This window comes from Pedobacter sp. NEAU-ZC8, assembly GCF_059278965.1.
The window spans coordinates 145,883-164,809 of the sequence record NZ_JCAJXC010000009.1 but is presented as its reverse complement, the minus strand read 5'-3'; the positions used below and the strand labels follow the sequence as shown (position 1 = coordinate 164,809).

Here is an 18,927-nt window from a genome sequence, read left to right as displayed (position 1 = left end):
TGATTTTGATATTGTCAAGAATTTATTTCTAAATTTTTTCTTTTTGTTTTTCACTGTTTCCAGCGATGGTTACCTGCTAGAGGTAAACGCAAAAAGAGACGTTATCTTACTCCTTTTCAGCCTTTCAAATCTTTCTTCTTTATCCTTCTCACTGTTTCCCTTCCTCCGAAGCGGAGTGCAAATGTAGAAGAAAATTTTCGGGCTGCAAAACAATATGTAGAAATATCTTGTTTAAACCTGCTAAGATGCTGTGAGACAAGGCAAATTATTTGCACAGCTTTTCACAGTACTTCGTGTCGCTTGTACAATAAGGTAAACCGGCGGGTTAATACTTCCCTTTCTAAGCAGGCTTATCCTTAGATCAACCCTTACTATCCTGCTGTTTACAACAAATCTCAAAACGCTGTTTAACAATGCTTTATTGCCAGAGACTCCATTTTACCGGCACATTTTAGTGTTACAGAGGTGTGTTATCTATCTGTAGCGAAGAAAGATCCCCTCGCCTTTTTAATGTCCAGGATTACCAACCTTCAGCCAAAACATGCATCTAGCTACCTACAGCTTGATGTAGCATATATATAGAGTATCAACCTCTACGATATAGTATCACCGCCATCGTACCAACCTCAAGTCTGCCGTCAAAACGAGTAGTATGGTGACTTAAATGGCTTTTTTGATTGCTCTTAAAGGGCTTTCCGACGCCTCTTAAACGCATTTTCTTCGCCTGGAGGCGAACTATAGGCGAACAATAGGCGAACAATACGCGGTCAAGAGGCGAACAAGAGCCGATCAACAAGCAAAGCTGTTCGCTGCCCATCACTTCTGTAGTTTCATATAGTACCTACAACTAAGGCTTATTCAAGCGGGTTGTCCACAGTTGATACTCCAAAAAAGACTACGCCTCAAAGAAGTCCTGTGTTAATGCTATCATTCGAACCCCCATAACATTCAATAGCAAAGTTGCATGCTAGGCTCGGCTATTTGAAACCTTCAACCCGTCTGGACTTCGATTTTTCGAGTGCTTATTAGCAATCCTAGGAGACCTGCTCAATTTTTGAAATATCTCATCGTACTAAACACTAATATTCAGTACCTTAGCTCACCAGCCCAGATAGCGCTTTATAAACAACCTACTCAGCTGATCTACATCCAGGAACTCGACTTGCACTTAACGCACTCTTTTTAAGCTGCCACCCTTCCTTACAATGCCCTAAGCTTTCTTCCAGAATACCTACGATACTGAACAGGTCACAAGCATTCATCATTACTGCCCGTTTATGCAACCGATGTGATCCATCGCCAAGCTTGCAATCAACTTAAACCATCATATTATGAAAAACTTGAACACTAAAACCTTATTCCTGCTCGGTCTGATTGTTCTACTGGGATGTGAAAAAAAGGAAGAAAACTTTGAGCGCGAGGCAAGCATCGATGTTGAAGCGGCGGCAACAGTACCACTATCGAAAGTACGGGTGCAAAACGAATTTGGAAAGTACTTTGAAGCGTTGGACACCATTTGTGCACCCTACCTCAGGTATACAACAAAAATGGACATTTCAAAAATCCCTAATGAAACGTTTGTGTCTACGTTACAAGATGGAAATTTAACAATGACCCTATCCTTTGGTGACGACAGTTCACCCAGGAAATACAACCCTACCACAACCGGGTGGTGGAGAAACTGGAATGAAAGCCCATATGTTGAAGAAAAAAATCCGCACGTGTTGATTACGAGTGACTGGTCTACAACTACCATAACGCTTTCCAAGAAATGTTACGTTTTTGGATTTGAGATGTCAGCACTCCTGAACTTTAGCAGTGACGATCCTGTTGTATATGGCGCGAGTTACCTGGATACAGACCGGCTACCTGACGATCGTCCGATCGGGCGAATATACCAGGAGGTGAAATCGCCTGGAGGTGCCCGGCTGTTTGCAGTTAAATCGGCAATTCCGTTTAACCGGGTGACAATCTACTTTACAGAAGGTTCAGCCACCTTCACCAGGGCCTATGCCATAACAAACCTGCGGTATGTGACGAGCAAGAAAATCTTTGAACAACATAATAACTGATCACCACCTCCTACATTGGAATACACAAAAAAGGGTACCTGACCGGTACCCTTTTTTGTGTATTCCTAAACTTGCGACTAATACTGCCCGGTAGCCAGCATCACCAAGGTACAAGCTTCAACGGGCTCGATCGCATTGCTCTTCAGCAATGCTTCCAACTCATCGTTTTCTGTACCTGGATTGAAGATCACCCTTTTCGGATTGGTCTTCAAAATATAATCGTAATATTCACTCTGCAAATGTGGACCTACATACATTGTAATCGTATGCACATCCTGATGGATCTCACCTGGCTTCTCAATGTCCACCCCAGCAACTGCCCCGTTCTTAATGCCCACATTGATGATGTCGTGGCCTTTAGCTTTAAGCATCTGAGCCGCCTTGTAAGCATATCGACTCGGGTTTGGCGTTGCGCCTATGATTAATGTATTTTTCATAACAATATATATAAGGATGATAAAACAAGATTGTATTTAATCCATGCTTTACAACAAGTCCCCTAAATTAATGTTTTATTGAAATTTTAGCACAGCATTCGCGCAGTTGATGCCGTCAATTGCCGCAGACACGATCCCGCCAGCATAGCCTGCACCTTCCGCGCAAGGGAATAAGCCCTGCACCTGTGGATGCTGGAAACTTTCCTTATCCCTCGGAATGCGTACCGGGGAGGAGCTTCTGCTTTCCACACCTACCAGAATAGCTTCATTGGTATAATAACCCTTCATTTTCTTGCCAAATTTCGGCAGGGCCTGCTGCAAACTGGTAAATACAAAGTCTGGCAGGGTATCCTTTAGCATAACACTTTTCGTACCCGGCAGATAGGAGTTCTTCGGTAGATCGACGGACAAGCGGTTCTCTACAAAATCTACCATCCGCTGTGCGGGCGCAACAAGATCTCCGCCACCAAGCTTGAACGCCGTTCTTTCAATTGCGGCCTGAAAATGCATCATCCGCAGCGGATCCTCGCCTGGTACATCATTCAAGTTGATCTGCACTACCGTTCCTGAATTTGCAAAAGGATTATTTCTTTTAGAAGGCGACCAGCCATTTACCACGATCTCCTCTTTATAAGTAGCACATGGTGCAATGATCCCCCCGGGGCACATGCAGAAGGAGAACACCCCACGTTCTTCCACCTGCTCTACGAGGCTGTAGTTGGCCGGGGGCAGAAAAGGACTGCGGATATCGCAATGATATTGCGCGGCGTCAATGATCGCTTGCGGATGCTCAATGCGAACGCCAAGTGCGAAAGGTTTAGCCTCTACCAGAATATTCTTCCGGTGCAGCAATTCATAAATGTCACGTGCCGAATGCCCCGTTGCCAGAATCACGGCATCAGCCAGTAGCTTCTCGCCGTCATTTACAATCACGCCCTTGATCTTTCCTGACGACAGGATAAGATCAGTAACCTTACGGTCGAACTGCACTTCACCACCAGCTTCAAGAATGGTCTCCCGTATGGCAGTTATGATTTGGGGCAGCTTATTAGTACCAATATGTGGACGCGCATCAATCAGGATATCTTCTTTTGCACCGTGTTGTACAAAAATTTCCAGTACCTGATTCACATCTCCGCGTTTATTGGAACGAGTATATAATTTACCGTCTGAGTAGGTGCCTGCCCCACCCTCACCGTAGCAGTAGTTGGATTCGGTATTTACCAACCCTTGCTTGTTAATGGCTGCAAGATCCCGGCGCCGTTGCTTTACGTCCTTACCGCGCTCCAGTACAATCGGCTTAAAGCCATTCTGGATACACTGCAGTGCCGCGAATAAACCAGCGGGACCAGCACCAACAATGAGCACAGGAGTTTTATCCGCTACACTCAGATACTTTACCACATCGTTTTCCGGTTGGGGGACTTCATCGATGAAAACACGAACTTGTAAACGGTAAATGACCACCCTGGAACGGGCGTCAATGGATCTTTTCAGAATCTTGTAGTCATTTATTCTGGCCTGGTTGATCTTTAGCGCATCTGCCAAAGTGTGCAAAATAACAGTCTTGTTGTCCAGATTTTCCGGAGCGAGTTTAATTTCTATGTCTTTTAGCATATTCCTGTCAGGTTTTTATCCTGAATCGTAACAAAGGTACAGAAATTGATTCTAAACCGTATATTAACGTGGATAAACCAATGTTATAGGTGAAGCTAAAATTTAAAACTTCATTTAATTAATTTTTAAGACATGAAAAAAATTGTATTAGTAGTTGTAGGTATTCTGGTTCTATTTGTGGTCTTCAGCGGTTGCAGTGGCTACAATAACTTAGTTCAACTGGATGAGGATGTAAAAACAAAATGGAGTCAGGTAGAGACACAATACCAACGCCGTTCTGATTTAATTCCAAACTTAGTGAGCACGGTTAAAGGTGCTGCGAAATTTGAGCAGACAACGCTAACGCAAGTTATCGAGGCACGTTCAAAAGCTAGCCAGATTACGGTAGACCCAACTAAACTTACCGCAGAGAACATTGAAAAATTTCAGAGCGCTCAAGGTGAAGTTAGCCAGGCATTAGGACGTTTAATGGTGCTTACAGAAAACTATCCGCAGCTACGTGCCACACAACAGTTCAGCGATCTTTCCGTACAACTGGAAGGTACGGAGAACAGAATTGCAACTGCACGTCGTGATTTTAACCAATCGGTACAGACTTTCAACACGAAAGTACGCTCCTTCCCGAACAACCTAACTGCAGGTTTATTTGGGTTCCAACAAAAAGCTGGTTTCAAAGCTGATGCTGGTGCGCAAAATGCACCTAAAATTGAATTCTAATTTATTGATCACATCTGGTAAGGGTAAAGCTGGTTTTTTCTAAGACCAGCCTTACCCTTATCTTTATTATAGCAAGCTATGGCTATTTTCACAGAAGAAGAACAGGAACTTATTGCAACTACCATTGCCGATGCGGAGAAATTGACCTCCGGGGAAATCCGCATTGCCATTGAAAAGCATTGTAAAACCGATGCTTTTGAACGTGCAACGGAATATTTCTTTAAGCTGGACATGGATAAGACGGCCGAGAAAAACGGCGTATTGATCTACCTGGCTTATGAAGACCATAAGTTCGCCATTATCGGCGACAGCGGCATCAACCGTGTGGTTCCGGAAGATTTCTGGGAGACCACGCAGATTGCGATGAAAGCGCATTTCGCCAGCGGGAACTATGCCAGTGGCATCATCGCCGGTGTTACACTTGCCGGTGAGAAGCTTGCCGTATTCTTCCCTACTGCGCATGATGATGTAAATGAGCTGCCTAACGACATCATCGATATGGATAAACATAAATTTTAACACGGCATGAAATTACATGATCTTGCAATCTACACCATGACGAAGATCATGTTACCTTCATCAATAAAACCAAACATACAACAGATGAAAAAACTAGTAATAGCTTTTTTACTGGCGCTTACCTGTGGAACTGTTTTTGGGCAGGACTTACCTGAAAAGCCCAGTAAACTGGTAAACGATTATACAGGAACTTTGTCCGCCTCGGAAGTACAGCAGCTCGAAAATAAACTGGTCGCCTTTGATGATTCCACTTCAACACAGATTGCAATTGCTATCGTGAAGACGGTTGGGGATTATGACATCAACGATTATACTTTACAGCTGGGTCGAAAGTGGGGCGTTGGCGGTGCCGAGAAGAATAATGGGATCATGATTGTAGTTGCCCTTGGCGACCGGAAGATCTCCATTCAGACAGGTTATGGTGTAGAGGGTGCCTTGCCAGATATTTATACCAACCGGATTATAGAGACTGATATCAAACCTGCTTTTAAAGCCGGCGATTACTATGGCGGCCTGCAGGCAGGTACCGACTCTATGATCAAGTTGGTTAAAGGCGAATATAAGAATGATAACCCGCGTGCTAAAAAACGCGACAACAGCAGCGCTATTCCTGTGCTGATCATCATCATCGTTATCATCATCCTGATCATCAGAAAAGGCGGTGGCCGGGGCGGAAGTCAGGTTATCGGTGGCCGTGGTGTGGCAGATGCGCTATTCTGGAGCATGCTCCTTGGTGGCGGAAATCGCGGTCATCATGGTGGTGGCTTCGGCGGAGGTGGTTTTGGCGGGGGCAGCGGTGGCGGAGGCTTCGGCGGTTTTGGCGGCGGAAGTTTTGGCGGCGGCGGAAGCAGCGGCAGTTGGTAATTAAAACAATAAATGGAAATTAAAAAATGGGATAAGCTTTCCACAAGATATGTGGTTAGAGAAAAATGGGCTACGTTACGTGTCGATACCTGTAAACTGCAGGACGGCGTTATTAAAGATGATTACTATGTACTGGAATACCCGAACTGGGTTAATGCAGTAGCGATTACCAAAGAAAACAAGATGATCCTGGTAAGGCAGTATAGACATGCTGCAGACATCATTTCACTGGAGATACCCGGTGGTGTGATCGATGGCGATGAAGACCCGGCAGATGCCGTAAAAAGAGAGCTATTGGAGGAAACCGGCTATTCTTTCGAAAACATTGAGTTAATTGCAACCTTATACCCGAATCCGGCGACGTCCACCAATCAGACTTTCACCTACCTGTTAACCGGGGGCGAGAAAACGCATGAACAAAGCCTTGATGAACACGAGTTCCTGGCCGTGGAAGAGTATACGCTTGAAGAAGTTAAACAGTTGTTATTGAACAATAAAATTGACCAGGCATTACACAGTGCGGGTATCTTCTATGGATTGGCGAAACTTGGTGTTTTAAGTTAGCATTCACTTCAAAAAAGAAAGGCCCTGATGAACGTTCATCAGGGCCTTTCTTTTTTGAAGTGAAATTTAGCTCATCTTCAGCTTCTTCTGGATATCGTGTACGTATCCTTTAAATTTCTTGTCTGTTTCGATCAGGTCTTCCACAGTTTGGCAGGCATAGATTACGGTTGAGTGATCTCTTCCGCCAAAGAATGCGCCAATAGTCTTTAACGATGATTTCGTATGGCTCTTAGAAAGGTACATCGAGATCTGACGGGCCTGAACGATCTCACGTTTACGTGTAGGTGATTTTACCATATCTACAGGAACCTCAAAATACTCGCATACCAACTTCTGTATGAACTCCATTGAAATCTCTTTAGAAGTGTGCTTAATGAAATTCTTAAGCATTGTTTTCGCAAGTGCCAGGTCAATTTCCTTCTTGTTCATGGTGGACTGAGCCAGCAATGATACCATCGCGCCTTCCAGCTCACGCACATTGTTATCAATGTTATGGGCTACATACTCAATCACCTCTGAAGGTAACTCAATACCGTCTGCATACATCTTCTTTTTAAGGATGGCAATTCTGGTCTCCAGGTCCGGCACCTGTAGGTCGGCAGAAAGGCCCCACTTGAAACGGCTTAACAAACGCTCTTCTAATCCGGATAGATCTTTTGGTGATTTATCAGAAGATAAGATAACCTGCTTGCCCGATTGATGCAGGTGATTGAAGATGTGGAAGAAGATATCCTGTGTTTTCTCCTTACCGGCAAAGTTGTGCACATCATCCATGATGATTACATCCATCGCCTGATAGAAGTTTACAAAGTCATTAATGGTGTTGTTCTTCAAGGAATCCACAAACTGCTGACAGAACTTTTCACAAGAAACGTAGATGACCAGCTTGTCTGGCATGGTTCTCTTGATTTCATTTCCGATAGCCTGTGCAAGGTGTGTTTTTCCAAGACCTACACCACCATAAATCATTAGTGGATTAAAAGAAGTACCACCCGGTTTAGCAGCAACAGCATAACCTGCAGAACGGGCTAAACGGTTGCAATCGCCCTCAATGTAGTTTTCGAATGTGTAGTTAGAATTTAACTGTGGGTCAACATTCAGTTTCTTCAATCCTGGGATGATGAATGGGTTCTTAATGTCTTTGTTGATGGCTACAGGAATAGGCATCGACTGGATCTTCGCTTCAGCTCCGTTACCGTTGGAAGGCATGTTCGTGGTGTATGGATTACCCGTGCTTGAGGACTTGTCAACAACGATGTTATATTCCAGTCTTCCTTCATCCCCAAGTTGCTTTTTGACAGTCTTACGAAGCAATCCAACATAGTGCTCTTCCAGCCACTCATAGAAGAATAAACTAGGCACCTGTATGGTTAAAACTTTGCCATCTAACTTAAGGGCTGTGATCGGCTCGAACCAAGTTTTGAAACTTTGGCTCGGGATGTTATCCTTAATGATTTGAAGACAGTTTTTCCACACTTCGGTACAAGTTTTTTCCATTGTTATTCTTAATTTGTTGGTTTACAGTGACGATAGGAGCGTAATGAATTGGCTCATTCGAGAGATCAAAAATTCAAAAAATTATCAACAAAATGAACAGAAATTTGATTTAAATCGTAACTGCTTAAGACGTAGCTGCATACCTCACCGAACTTCAACGTTTAATGTGGATAACTCTAAAATCGGCAAATAAATTGTGCAAATCCGGTTATTTTTAGTATTCACCAAAAGACCCTCTCAACACGTCCGCAATTTCGCCCAAAGTAGCATAAACCTCCACTGAAGCTAGTATAAAGGGCATTAAGTTGCTTTCTGTTGCTGCTGCAGCCTTTAAATCATCCAGCGTTTTTTGCACCAAATCGGCATTCCGCTGCGTTTTCAACAATCTTAGCTGCTCCATCTGAAAAGTACGGATGGATTCATCGATTTCCATGGTTTCAGTGATGTTTTCAAGATCTTGAGTAAACTTATTAACACCGACAATGATCCGGCTGCCATTCTCCACCTCGAGCTGGTGTTGATAACTTGCTGCAGCAATCTCGTTCTGGATGTAGCCGTTCTCGATGGCTTCGACCGAACCGCCCATCGCATCGATCCTTTCGATGTAAATTTGGGCTGCCTGCTCGATCTCGTCGGTTAGTGCCTCTATGAAATAGGAGCCCGCAAGAGGGTCTACAGTGTCAGTTACCCCACTCTCAAAGGCAATGACCTGCTGGGTGCGCAGGGCGATCTTGGCAGCCGCCTCGGTAGGCAATGACAGGGCCTCATCATAGCCATTTGTATGCAGGGATTGGGTGCCGCCAAGCACTGCCGCCATGGCCTGGTTGGTTACTCTGATCACGTTGTTCAGGGGCTGTTGAGCCGTCAATGTAGAGCCCCCGGTCTGGGTGTGAAAACGGAGCATCTGCGCTTTCTCATCGGTCGCGCCAAGACCTTTTGTGATGCCTGCCCACATCCGCCTTGCGGCTCTGAACTTGGCGATCTCTTCAAAGAAATTATTGTGACAGTTAAAAAAGAAGGACAGTCGTTTTGCGAATATGTTAATATCTAAACCCTTCTCTAAGGCGGCGTTTAAGTATGCTTTTCCATTAGCTAAAGTGAAGGCCAATTCCTGCACCGCTGTAGATCCTGCCTCGCGGATGTGGTATCCGGATATGGATATGGTGTTCCACTTGGGCACCTCCTTACTGCAATATTCAAAGATGTCGGTGATGATACGCATGGAGGGTTTAGGCGGATAGATATAGGTGCCACGTGCCGCGTATTCCTTAAGTATATCATTTTGTATGGTACCGGAGATCTTCTTCAGGTCAGCGCCTTGCTTTTTGGCCAATGCAATGTACATCGCCAATAATATAGAAGCTGTGGCATTAATGGTCATGGAAGTGGTGATGTCTTCCAGCTTGATGCCATCGAAGAGGATCTCCATATCTCTTAAAGAATCAATAGCTACCCCTACTTTTCCGACCTCTCCTTCTGCCATGTCATGGTCGGAGTCGTAGCCGATCTGCGTGGGCAGGTCAAAAGCCACCGACAAGCCCATGGTACCCTGGCTTAGGAGATAGTGGTAGCGTTCATTGGAAGCTTTAGCAGTAGAGAATCCGGCATATTGGCGCATGGTCCAGAGCCGGCCTCGGTACATATCTTTCTGTATACCCCTTGTAAAAGGAAATGCTCCGGGCTTTTCAGGTGTACGATTATAAGGTGGATAAGTTTCTTTGATTTCAATACCAGAGCTGGTCACAAATTTCTTTTCAGTCATGTCAATGAGGTCTAGGCCTACGGATTTTTGTTTAAGTTCCGTAATAATTAATGCTTTCGCTTCAACAAAAATGTACAAATTATTTATATTAATTATATTTGTTATTCCTAAATTGAAACAAGATGAGTACAGCAGTTGATACAGCATTTGCACCTGTTATTTTTACAGAAGGCGCAGTAAAAGAACTACTTAAGCTGAAAGACCAGCAAGAGATCGGTGAAAACTTTGGCTTACGTGTTGGCGTAGAAGGCGGAGGTTGCTCGGGCATGAGCTATGTGTTGGGTTTCGACCAGAAGAAAGAAGGCGATCAGGAATTTATCATCAGCGGAATTAAGGTTTTCATGCATAAAGCACACCAGATGTACCTTTTAGGAATGCAGGTGGACTGGCAGGATGGCTTAAATTCCAGAGGATTTACTTTCAGCAATCCGAATGCAGCAAGTTCATGTGGATGCGGCAGCAGTTTCTCCGTATAAATAGTAGATATTCTTTGTAACATATCACAGGGTCCCGTTGTCTTAACAGCGGGACTTTTTTGTGAAGTCCCTTTATTGGCTAACCACATACTTCAATGACTTATCAAGAAAACGTCCGGCTCGCGCTGCAATCCATTCAAAGTAACCGTCTGCGTACCATGTTAACGGCATTGATCATTGCGATCGGACTCATGGCACTGGTAGGCATTCTAACAACCTTGGATGCGGTTAAGAAAAGTATGACGGACGCTTTCTCTAGCATGGGTGCCAATTCCTTTACCATCCGCAACCGCGGGATCGGTATTCGTGTAGGTGGCTCGGGCCAGCGACCAAAACCTTTCCCGGTGATCCGTTACGAAGATGCCATCAAATTTAAAGAACAGCTTAATACACCAGCTACCGTAGCGGTGACCATTAGGGCCACTGGGGGAGCAACAGCGAAATATGGTTCGATTAAGACCAATCCGAACATCAGCGTGCAAGCCATTGATGAAAATGGACTTGCTGCACAAGGACTGGAACTCGTCGAGGGACGGAACCTGAACAAGTCGGAAATCTTCACCGGCACCAATAACTGCATCATCGGAAATGAATTGAAGACCACCTTGTTTAAAGATGAATCTCCGATAGATAAGATCATAAACGTTGGTAACAACAGATTGAAGATCATTGGGGTTTTGGATGCTAAGGGCTCCAGCATGGGCAATAACAGTGACAGATCCGTTTACGTACCACTGCTTAGAGGAAAACAGATGATCACCAGCTCCGAGCCTTCCTATACCATCACGGTAATGGTGCCGAGCAACGATCTAATGGAGAACATCATTGGTGAATCGACCGCGGAATTCCGGAACATCCGGAAGCTCAAAGTTAAACAGCCTAACAATTTCGAGATCACCAAGAGTGATGCAGTAGCACAAACGCTATTCGAAAACCTGGCCTTCATTGCAATTGGCGGTGTAGCTATCGGAGCAATTACGCTCATCGGGGCTTCCATCGGACTAATGAACATCATGCTGGTTTCGGTGACGGAACGTACCCGGGAGATCGGGATTCGCAAAGCTATCGGCGCCAATCCCTCAACCATCCGTAAACAGTTCCTGATCGAAGCGGTGATGATCTGCCTGTTTGGTGGTGCGCTAGGCATATTGCTTGGAATTGGTCTCGGGAACGCCATATCGCTCGCCATGGGTGGTACTTTTATTATCCCTTGGCTGTTCATCGTTGGAGGCTTTGCACTTTGTGTGTTTGTAGGTATTATTTCAGGCTACTATCCTGCTAAGAAGGCATCTAAACTCGATCCCGTAGAAGCTTTACGTTACGAATAACCATCTATACCGCGTAAAAGAATTAACTCGGTTAGTTCCCTGCCAGCACTGCGGGCCTGGTCGCTAACTTAACCTATACAAAGAAGGGTGCCGATAACTTATCGGCACCCTTCTTTGTATATGAACTTTTCTATGACTAACGCGCTTTGTACTGCGTGTCATAGTAAGCCTGGTAGTTTCCAGAAGTCACGTCTTTCAACCATTCCTCATTCTCCAGGAACCAGTCTACGGTTTTTGCCAGACCTTCTTCAAACTGCAGGCTTGGTACCCAACCAAGTTTTTGCTGGAGCTTAGTAGAATCGATCGCGTAGCGAAGATCGTGGCCTGCACGGTCAGTAACATAGGTAATCAGCTTTGCAGATTCACCCGCTGGTCTTCCAAGCTTTTCATCCATGATACGGCATAGCAGGTTGATCAGATCAATGTTCTTCCATTCATTATGACCGCCAATATTATACGTTTCACCGCTTGCCGCCTGATGAAAGATCACGTCAATTGCGCGTGCATGATCTTCTACCCATAACCAGTCGCGAACGTTCTCTCCCTTTCCATAAACCGGAACAGGCTGATTGTTCTTGATGTTGTTGATGGCAAGTGGGATAAGTTTCTCTGGGAAATGGTGCGATCCATAGTTATTTGAACAGTTGGAGATCACCACATCCAGTCCGTAGGTATCATGATAAGCACGTACAAAATGATCTGAACTTGCTTTTGACGCTGAATATGGGCTATGTGGATCATACGCCGTGCTTTCAGTAAACATTCCGGTTTCCCCCAAGGCACCATAAACCTCGTCAGTAGATACATGATAGAACCTTTTGGTATCGTAGTGTCCTTTCCAATATTCTCTTGCGGCATTTAGGAGGTTTACCGTACCAATAACATTAGTCATCACAAAAGCTGTCGGATCCGAGATCGAGCGGTCAACATGCGATTCTGCGGCCAGGTGAATTACAGCGTCAAAGTTTTCAGCTTCAAACAGATTGTTCATCTCGGCAGCATCTGTAATGTCCGCTTTTACGAATCTGTAATTTGGCTTATCTTCAACATCCTTAAGATTTGCCAGGTTCCCTGCATAAGTTAGTTTATCGAGATTTACAATCTCGTACTCCGGATAAGTGTTCACGAATCTCCGTACAACATGTGAACCGATAAAACCGGCTCCACCGGTGATTAAGATTTTTTTCATGGGGTATATTGTATTAAATGAAGCATTTTCAGCCCACACCTGCTAGAAACTTTCTGGTAAGCCTAAGGCTTCGGCAGTTTCTGCAAATTTGGGCATATATGCCTTTTTGAGCAATTTATTTAGCGCGTCCTGCAGATCAAACTGCAGGTCTTCATGTAGTTTCAGGAATTTCTTATAAACGGAAAGTGATGTACGTAGAAAGTACAACACCATCCGGTCATTATATTTACTTAAAGTGGCGTGAATACTTGCGGTCAGCACCAGTGGAATCTGGTTCAGCAGCTGCATACGAAGCTCAATTTCCGAGTTCAGATCTTTCGTTACTTTATAGTGGTGATTGATCTTACCATTCAGGGTACGCAGCAGAAGCAGGGTATCCTTCACGTTGAACCTGATATTTGCTGTCAGGGCAGCGATGTTATCTTCAATCAATTCTGAAAGGGCCAATCTTCGTCCTTCCAAATCTGAAGCATCCTCCAGCAGCTTGAAGTGCAAGTGTTCGGTAAGGATCTTATCTTTCGCAATCAACCGCAGCAGCAGCTTATCCTTTTCCTTTGCAGGCAGAGAAGTGATGGCGTATTTAAGATCCTTATGTTCGCTTAAAACCATTAAAACGGGTTATCTTTCAAGTACTTCTCCCAGTTCCATGCCGAACGCATCATCTCCTGAATGCCAAGTTCAGCCTTCCAGCCTAGTTCATTGGCAGCTTTGGTCACGTCTCCGTAAACCTGCTCAATATCCCCTTCTCTCCTTGGACCAATCTGGTAATTTAGCTTTTCACCTGTTGATTCTTCAAAGGCATGGATGATCTCCAGTACCGATGAACCTTTACCGGTTCCAAGGTTAAACACCTCATAATTAGAGCTGGCCACCTTACTTTCCAAGCGCTTAATAGCAGCAACGTGCGCTTTAGCAAGATCTACCACGTGGATGTAATCGCGGATCGCACTGCCGTCCGGGGTATTGTAGTCGTTACCATAAACCGTTATCGGACCACGTTTGCCTATCGCAGACTGTGTAATGAACGGCACCAGGTTCTGCGGTACTCCAATCGGAAGTTCACCGATCAATGCAGATTCATGGGCGCCTACAGGGTTAAAATACCTTAAAGAGGTCACGAACAGCTCCGGGCTCACTGCACAGGCCTCAGACAACATTTCTTCAGCGATCTGTTTGGTGTTACCATAAGGAGATTCCGCTCTTTTAACCGGGGCAGCTTCCGTCACCGGTAACTGGTCTGGCTGGCCATATACTGTGCAGGATGAAGAGAATACAAAATCAATTTTGCTGTTAAAAGCGAACAGCAGGTTAAGCAGTGAGTAAAAGTTATTTCTGTAGTACTTCAGGGGTTGCTGTACCGACTCCCCTACTGCTTTGAAAGCAGCAAAATGGATCACACCTGTAATGTCAGTGTTTGCCGCTACAAAGTCCCTTACTTTTGTTTCATCACATAGATCCAGCTCCACGAATTCCGGCTTCTTACCGGTGATTGTTTCTAACTGGTTTAATATCTTAGGATTTGAATTTGAAAAATCATCGACGATGATGACATCATAGCCTGCTGCATATAGTTCTACTACAGTGTGTGAGCCGATGAAGCCCGTGCCACCGGTAACTAATATCTTTGCCATTTACTATTTGTTATAAGTTGTAAAATCTTTATGTTCAACGTTAACCAAAGCTTCTTGAGGAAGGGTTTTGAAATATTCATAGGTGATCTTCAAACCTTCTTCCCTGCTCACCTTTGGCTCCCAGCCTAAGATCTCTCTTGCTTTTGTGATATCCGGGCGACGCTGTTTTGGATCATCCACTGGAAGATCTCTAAGCACCAGCTTTTGTGTTGTACCAGTCAGTTTAATGATCTCCTCGCCAAACTGCTTAATCGTAATTTCATCTGGGTTACCGATGTTCATCGGTAGTGCATAGTCGCTGAATAACAAACGATAAATACCCTCGATCAAGTCATCCACATAACAGAAAGAACGGGTTTGTGAGCCGTCGCCAAACACAGTAAGATCTTCACCCCTTAGCGCCTGACCAATAAAAGCAGGTAATACACGTCCATCATTCAGTCGCATTCTAGGACCATAGGTATTGAAAATCCTTACAATCCTGGTCTCCAGACCGTGGAAAGTATGATATGCCATGGTCATGGCTTCCTGAAAACGTTTCGCTTCATCATATACACCCCTTGGACCAACCGGGTTTACATTACCCCAGTATTCCTCAGGCTGTGGATTTACGTTTGGATCACCGTAAACCTCTGAAGTAGAAGCGATGATCATTCTTGCACCTTTAGCACGTGCAAGTCCAAGCAGGTTATGGGTACCCAGGGAACCTACCTTTAAGGTTTGAATCGGGATCTTTAAATAGTCGATTGGACTTGCTGGAGAAGCGAAATGAAGTATATAATCCAGGTCACCAGGAACATATACAAACTTTGACACGTCATGATGCGCAAATTCGAAGTTCTCCAGTGGAAATAGGTGTTCAATATTCTTTAAATCTCCGGTAATCAGGTTGTCCATTGCAATCACATGGAAATCTTCTTTTATAAACCTGTCGCACAAGTGCGAACCTAAGAAACCGGCAGCACCGGTGATTAATACTCTTTTGCGTTTCATTTATTTTGAGATATAAGTAAGGGTATGACGTTGTACGATTGCAATAGCCTTGGCTGTCTTTAAACTGCCTTTTCTTTAAATTTGTTTCCCTTTAATTTAATTGGGGTATCTTCGGCTAAGATAATAAATAAACATACAAAATGATTTTCCTTTATAATATTGGCATTTTCCTTTACGGACTGATGGTCAGGCTCATCGCTACATTTAACCCTAAAGCCAAACAATTTGTAGAGGGCAGAAAACACATCTTCAAACAAATTGCTGAACGCATCAGCAATGCCGACAAACATATTTGGTTTCATTTCGCTTCGCTTGGTGAATTTGAACAGGGCCGCCCGGTGCTGGAGAAAATCAAGGCAGAATACCCCGGTAAAAAGATTGTCGTAACCTTTTTCTCTCCCTCGGGATATGAGGTCCGGAAGAACTATGCCCTTGCTACAGGTGTATTCTATCTGCCATTAGATACCCGCAGCAATGCAGAAAAATTTATCGAAGCGATCAATCCTGAACTTGCCATATTCACAAAGTATGAATTCTGGCACCATTACTTTAAAGCACTTTCCGCGAGGGAAATCCCGCTATTTCTGATCTCCGGTATCTTCCGTCCGGATCAGATCTTTTTCAAATTCTACGGCGGATTTAACCGTAACATCCTTAGGCAGGTAAACTGGTTCTTTGTACAAAACCAGCAAAGCGTAGATCTGCTGAAGTCATTAGACATCACTCAGGTAAGTATTGCAGGCGATACCAGGTTCGACCGGGTAGCCGAGAACGCAGCAAATCCGCCAGCCTTAACATTGGTCCAGACTTTCGCGGAAGGCAGTAAGGTCTTCATCGCCGGAAGCACTTGGCCCGCAGATGAAAGCATGATAAAAGCCCTTGACGCAGAAATTCAAGACTGGAAGATCATTCTTGCGCCGCATGAAATTGCTGCTGATCACCTGAAGCAGATCGAGAGCCTTTTTCCAACAGCCATCCGGTATTCAAACTTAAATGCTGAAAATGCCGGGGCATCGAGAATCCTGCTAATCGACAACATCGGGATGTTATCCTCCCTTTATCAGTATGCCCGTGTAGCCTACATTGGCGGTGGCTTTGGCGTGGGCATCCACAATACCTTAGAAGCAGCAGCCTTCGGCCTACCCGTGATCTTCGGACCAAACTACCGCAAATTTCAGGAAGCACATGACCTGCTAAAGCTGGGTGCCGCAAAAAGTATAGAAGATGATCAGTCGTTAATTACTGCTTTCCAGCTGTTGAAAAACAACCAGAAAGCAGCACAGCTTGCCAAAGAATATGTAGCACAACAGAAAGGTGCCACCGCAAGCATCTATGATAAGATCAGGAAATACCTGAATTAATTTTTAATCATCTGGATCATCGCTTCGATCCATTTCGGGTGATCATTTAGGCTGGCAACCAACTGTACTTCATCGCCACCAAGCTTCTTAAACTCCTCCCCGTATTCAACGGTAACCTCGTATAAGGTCTCCAGACAATCTGCAACGAATGCAGGACAGAATACCAACAGCCTTTTCTTCCCTTGCGCAGCCAGATCTTTCAGCACATCACTAGTGTAGGGTTGCACCCAGGGTTCCTTACCCAGGCGACTCTGGAAACATACCGAAAACTTCTCCGAAGGAATATTCAATTCTGCGGCAATCAAACGTGCCGTATCATGACTTTGTGCGGAATAGCAAAACTTGTTTACATCAGTAAGCCTGGAACAGCAATCCGCAGTTTTAAGGCAATGTTTTCCAGAAACATCACATTTGATCAGCTGACGTTCCGGTAAGCCATGAAAGCTAAATAACACATGATCATACGTTTCCGGTTGATACTTCTTCGCATTATCCGCAAAAGCCTCAATCATCAGTTTGTTATCATGGAAGGAGTTTACAAAGCTCACATTTGGTATGGTCGGCCATTTTCCAACGATCTCCATCACCTTCTGAATGACAGAACCTGTACTCGCAGAAGCGTATTGCGGGAATAGTGGCAACACCCGGATGCTATCCACCTGCCCTGCCCGGAGTTTCGCAAGTGCAGACTCGATCGAAGGATTCTGATAACGCATGGCGAGCTCCACCTGGTATTCGTCACCAAGCTGTTCGCGAACCATCGCCAGCTGTACTTCACTGAAATACAACAAAGGCGAACCATTCTCATCCCAGATCTCTTTGTATAATTTTGCCGTCTTAGGGCTCCTGAACGGAACAATAATACCGCGAACCAACAGGTTCCGGTTTAAAGTAGGAATGTCAATCACACGTTCATCCATCAGAAACTCATCAAGATACTTACGCACATCCTTCACCTCCGGACTATCCGGCGTTCCCAAATTCACTAATAGTACACCCTTTTTTCCCATATATATTCAGGCATCAAACCGCCTGATTCGTTTAAATTTTAATATAATTGAATTTCTTCCTTAACCTTTTCCATGAGCCACATTGGAGTGGATGTTGCCCCACAAATGCCGACACGATCGTTCGGACTAAACCAGCTTTTATCAAGCTCATCAACAGCGGATATGAAGTAGCAATGTTCATTATATTTCTTGCAGACATCATACAAGACCTTTCCATTAGAAGACTTCTTACCTGAAACAAATACAATCTTGTCATAATCGACCACAAACTTTGCGAGATCTTCATATCGGTTGGAAACCTGTCTGCAGATCGTGTCATTCGCTTTGACGTCATAACCTTTATTGATCAGGTGATCCTTGATGGCGTAAAACTTATCCGTGCTTTTAGTCGTCTGGCTATATAAAGTGAACTTTTGTGGCAGGTTCAGCTGCTCCAACTCCGCAACATCCTGGAAAACCAGGGCTTCCCCGTTGGTCTGCCCCTGTAAACCGATCACTTCCGCATGTCCATGTTTACCGAAGATCACGATCTGTTCTTTTTCATCATGGGAATTCTTGATGCGGTTCTGCAACTTTAACACCACGGGGCAGGAGGCATCGATAAGTGTAAGCTGATTTTCTAAAGCAATCTGATAAGTAGATGGCGCCTCCCCATGTGCACGGATCAGCACTTTCTCCTGGCGCAGGTTCTTCAGGTCCTCATGATCAATGATCCGAAGCCCTTTGTCGGTAAGCCTTTTCACCTCTTCATCGTTGTGTACAATGTCGCCGAGGCAATACAGGTAATCCTCCCGGTCCAGAATATCTTCTGCCATATCAATGGCATAAACCACGCCGAAGCAGAAGCCCGATGCTTTGTCAATGTTTACAGCTAAATTATAACTCATCCA

General features: G+C 44.6%; 19 protein-coding genes. 9 read left to right on the top strand and 10 right to left on the bottom strand.

The features are described from left to right. Positions 1-187 (top strand): hypothetical protein (locus AC5WJX_RS09470; protein WP_494484309.1); only part of this gene is annotated, 187 nt, incomplete at its 5' end. Between the two features lie 1,144 nt (positions 188-1,331). Next, entirely contained in the window at positions 1,332-2,072 is a 741-nt protein-coding gene (locus AC5WJX_RS09465) for a hypothetical protein (protein WP_494484308.1), read from the top strand. Positions 2,073-2,149: 77 nt separating this feature from the next. Here AC5WJX_RS09465 and AC5WJX_RS09460 read toward each other — a convergent pair whose 3' ends face one another. Next, on the bottom strand, positions 2,150-2,509 hold the full coding sequence (locus tag AC5WJX_RS09460) for a CoA-binding protein (protein ID WP_440431663.1): 360 nt from the start codon (positions 2,507-2,509) through the stop codon (positions 2,150-2,152). A gap of 75 nt (positions 2,510-2,584) precedes the next feature. Continuing rightward, the gene (locus AC5WJX_RS09455; RefSeq protein WP_494484307.1) at positions 2,585-4,126 is read right to left on the bottom strand and encodes an NAD(P)/FAD-dependent oxidoreductase; all 1,542 of its coding nucleotides are present in this window, start codon (positions 4,124-4,126) and stop codon (positions 2,585-2,587) included. A 132-nt stretch (positions 4,127-4,258) separates the two neighbouring features. Between AC5WJX_RS09455 and AC5WJX_RS09450 the strand changes: the two genes are divergently transcribed. From AC5WJX_RS09450 to AC5WJX_RS09435, 4 genes are all read left to right on the top strand, one after another. Further along, positions 4,259-4,843: a LemA family protein gene (locus tag AC5WJX_RS09450; RefSeq protein ID WP_440431666.1), complete on the top strand. Its 585-nt coding sequence runs from the start codon at positions 4,259-4,261 to the stop codon at positions 4,841-4,843. Between the two features lie 78 nt (positions 4,844-4,921). Beyond that, positions 4,922-5,362, top strand: a complete 441-nt coding sequence (locus AC5WJX_RS09445) for a TPM domain-containing protein (protein ID WP_494484306.1) — start codon at positions 4,922-4,924, stop codon at positions 5,360-5,362. A gap of 84 nt (positions 5,363-5,446) precedes the next feature. Next, positions 5,447-6,226, top strand: a complete 780-nt coding sequence (locus tag AC5WJX_RS09440) for a TPM domain-containing protein (RefSeq protein WP_440431669.1) — start codon at positions 5,447-5,449, stop codon at positions 6,224-6,226. A gap of 12 nt (positions 6,227-6,238) precedes the next feature. After that, on the top strand, positions 6,239-6,790 hold the full coding sequence (locus AC5WJX_RS09435; RefSeq protein WP_440431671.1) for an NUDIX hydrolase: 552 nt from the start codon (positions 6,239-6,241) through the stop codon (positions 6,788-6,790). A gap of 66 nt (positions 6,791-6,856) precedes the next feature. On the opposite strand, the gene dnaA is transcribed toward AC5WJX_RS09435, so the two are convergent. After that, positions 6,857-8,287, bottom strand: coding sequence for a chromosomal replication initiator protein DnaA (gene dnaA, locus AC5WJX_RS09430; RefSeq protein WP_440431673.1), 1,431 nt, complete (start codon positions 8,285-8,287; stop codon positions 6,857-6,859). Positions 8,288-8,501: 214 nt separating this feature from the next. Further along, on the bottom strand, positions 8,502-10,049 hold the full coding sequence (locus tag AC5WJX_RS09425; RefSeq protein ID WP_494484305.1) for an acyl-CoA mutase large subunit family protein: 1,548 nt from the start codon (positions 10,047-10,049) through the stop codon (positions 8,502-8,504). A 122-nt stretch (positions 10,050-10,171) separates the two neighbouring features. Here AC5WJX_RS09425 and AC5WJX_RS09420 point away from each other — a divergent pair, with 122 nt between their 5' ends. After that, complete coding sequence (locus tag AC5WJX_RS09420; protein ID WP_440431676.1) at positions 10,172-10,525, top strand: HesB/IscA family protein; 354 nt, start codon at positions 10,172-10,174, stop codon at positions 10,523-10,525. A 95-nt stretch (positions 10,526-10,620) separates the two neighbouring features. Next, on the top strand, positions 10,621-11,853 hold the full coding sequence (locus tag AC5WJX_RS09415) for an ABC transporter permease (RefSeq protein WP_440431678.1): 1,233 nt from the start codon (positions 10,621-10,623) through the stop codon (positions 11,851-11,853). Positions 11,854-11,989: 136 nt separating this feature from the next. Here AC5WJX_RS09415 and rfbB read toward each other — a convergent pair whose 3' ends face one another. Genes rfbB through AC5WJX_RS09395 form a run of 4 tightly spaced genes read right to left on the bottom strand, consistent with a single transcriptional unit; the run spans position 11,990 to position 15,666 of the window. Continuing rightward, positions 11,990-13,042 carry a dTDP-glucose 4,6-dehydratase gene (rfbB, locus tag AC5WJX_RS09410; protein ID WP_494484304.1) on the bottom strand — a complete coding sequence of 351 codons (1,053 nt, stop codon included), beginning with the start codon at positions 13,040-13,042 and terminating at the stop codon, positions 11,990-11,992. A 42-nt stretch (positions 13,043-13,084) separates the two neighbouring features. Continuing rightward, positions 13,085-13,651: a hypothetical protein gene (locus tag AC5WJX_RS09405; RefSeq protein ID WP_494484303.1), complete on the bottom strand. Its 567-nt coding sequence runs from the start codon at positions 13,649-13,651 to the stop codon at positions 13,085-13,087. Then, on the bottom strand, positions 13,651-14,673 hold the full coding sequence (galE, locus tag AC5WJX_RS09400; protein WP_494484302.1) for a UDP-glucose 4-epimerase GalE: 1,023 nt from the start codon (positions 14,671-14,673) through the stop codon (positions 13,651-13,653). Before galE ends, AC5WJX_RS09405 begins: the two co-directional genes overlap by 1 nt. 3 nt (positions 14,674-14,676) lie before the next feature. After that, positions 14,677-15,666 carry a UDP-glucuronic acid decarboxylase family protein gene (locus AC5WJX_RS09395; RefSeq protein WP_494484301.1) on the bottom strand — a complete coding sequence of 330 codons (990 nt, stop codon included), beginning with the start codon at positions 15,664-15,666 and terminating at the stop codon, positions 14,677-14,679. A 140-nt stretch (positions 15,667-15,806) separates the two neighbouring features. Between AC5WJX_RS09395 and AC5WJX_RS09390 the strand changes: the two genes are divergently transcribed. Beyond that, the gene (locus AC5WJX_RS09390; RefSeq protein WP_494484300.1) at positions 15,807-17,027 is read left to right on the top strand and encodes a 3-deoxy-D-manno-octulosonic acid transferase; all 1,221 of its coding nucleotides are present in this window, start codon (positions 15,807-15,809) and stop codon (positions 17,025-17,027) included. Here the strand turns inward: AC5WJX_RS09390 and hemH are convergent. Continuing rightward, positions 17,024-18,037 (bottom strand): ferrochelatase, encoded by a 1,014-nt coding sequence (hemH, locus tag AC5WJX_RS09385; RefSeq protein WP_494484299.1) that lies wholly within the window; start codon positions 18,035-18,037, stop codon positions 17,024-17,026. The genes AC5WJX_RS09390 and hemH overlap by 4 nt on opposite strands. A gap of 38 nt (positions 18,038-18,075) precedes the next feature. Further along, positions 18,076-18,924 carry a 4-hydroxy-3-methylbut-2-enyl diphosphate reductase gene (locus AC5WJX_RS09380; protein ID WP_494484298.1) on the bottom strand — a complete coding sequence of 283 codons (849 nt, stop codon included), beginning with the start codon at positions 18,922-18,924 and terminating at the stop codon, positions 18,076-18,078. Positions 18,925-18,927: the final 3 nt, after the last annotated feature.

What these genes read in the sequence shown, in the direction of transcription:
- AC5WJX_RS09465 (WP_494484308.1), top strand. Translation starts at nt 1,332, where the DNA reads ATGAAAAACTTGAACACTAAAACCTTATTCCTGCTCGGTCTGATTGTT.
- AC5WJX_RS09460 (WP_440431663.1), bottom strand. Translation starts at nt 2,509, where the DNA reads ATGAAAAATACATTAATCATAGGCGCAACGCCAAACCCGAGTCGATAT.
- AC5WJX_RS09455 (WP_494484307.1), bottom strand. Translation starts at nt 4,126, where the DNA reads ATGCTAAAAGACATAGAAATTAAACTCGCTCCGGAAAATCTGGACAAC.
- AC5WJX_RS09450 (WP_440431666.1), top strand. Translation starts at nt 4,259, where the DNA reads ATGAAAAAAATTGTATTAGTAGTTGTAGGTATTCTGGTTCTATTTGTG.
- AC5WJX_RS09445 (WP_494484306.1), top strand. Translation starts at nt 4,922, where the DNA reads ATGGCTATTTTCACAGAAGAAGAACAGGAACTTATTGCAACTACCATT.
- AC5WJX_RS09440 (WP_440431669.1), top strand. Translation starts at nt 5,447, where the DNA reads ATGAAAAAACTAGTAATAGCTTTTTTACTGGCGCTTACCTGTGGAACT.
- AC5WJX_RS09435 (WP_440431671.1), top strand. Translation starts at nt 6,239, where the DNA reads ATGGAAATTAAAAAATGGGATAAGCTTTCCACAAGATATGTGGTTAGA.
- dnaA (WP_440431673.1), bottom strand. Translation starts at nt 8,287, where the DNA reads ATGGAAAAAACTTGTACCGAAGTGTGGAAAAACTGTCTTCAAATCATT.
- AC5WJX_RS09425 (WP_494484305.1), bottom strand. Translation starts at nt 10,049, where the DNA reads ATGACTGAAAAGAAATTTGTGACCAGCTCTGGTATTGAAATCAAAGAA.
- AC5WJX_RS09420 (WP_440431676.1), top strand. Translation starts at nt 10,172, where the DNA reads ATGAGTACAGCAGTTGATACAGCATTTGCACCTGTTATTTTTACAGAA.
- AC5WJX_RS09415 (WP_440431678.1), top strand. Translation starts at nt 10,621, where the DNA reads ATGACTTATCAAGAAAACGTCCGGCTCGCGCTGCAATCCATTCAAAGT.
- rfbB (WP_494484304.1), bottom strand. Translation starts at nt 13,042, where the DNA reads ATGAAAAAAATCTTAATCACCGGTGGAGCCGGTTTTATCGGTTCACAT.
- AC5WJX_RS09405 (WP_494484303.1), bottom strand. Translation starts at nt 13,651, where the DNA reads ATGGTTTTAAGCGAACATAAGGATCTTAAATACGCCATCACTTCTCTG.
- galE (WP_494484302.1), bottom strand. Translation starts at nt 14,673, where the DNA reads ATGGCAAAGATATTAGTTACCGGTGGCACGGGCTTCATCGGCTCACAC.
- AC5WJX_RS09395 (WP_494484301.1), bottom strand. Translation starts at nt 15,666, where the DNA reads ATGAAACGCAAAAGAGTATTAATCACCGGTGCTGCCGGTTTCTTAGGT.
- AC5WJX_RS09390 (WP_494484300.1), top strand. Translation starts at nt 15,807, where the DNA reads ATGATTTTCCTTTATAATATTGGCATTTTCCTTTACGGACTGATGGTC.
- hemH (WP_494484299.1), bottom strand. Translation starts at nt 18,037, where the DNA reads ATGGGAAAAAAGGGTGTACTATTAGTGAATTTGGGAACGCCGGATAGT.
- AC5WJX_RS09380 (WP_494484298.1), bottom strand. Translation starts at nt 18,924, where the DNA reads ATGAGTTATAATTTAGCTGTAAACATTGACAAAGCATCGGGCTTCTGC.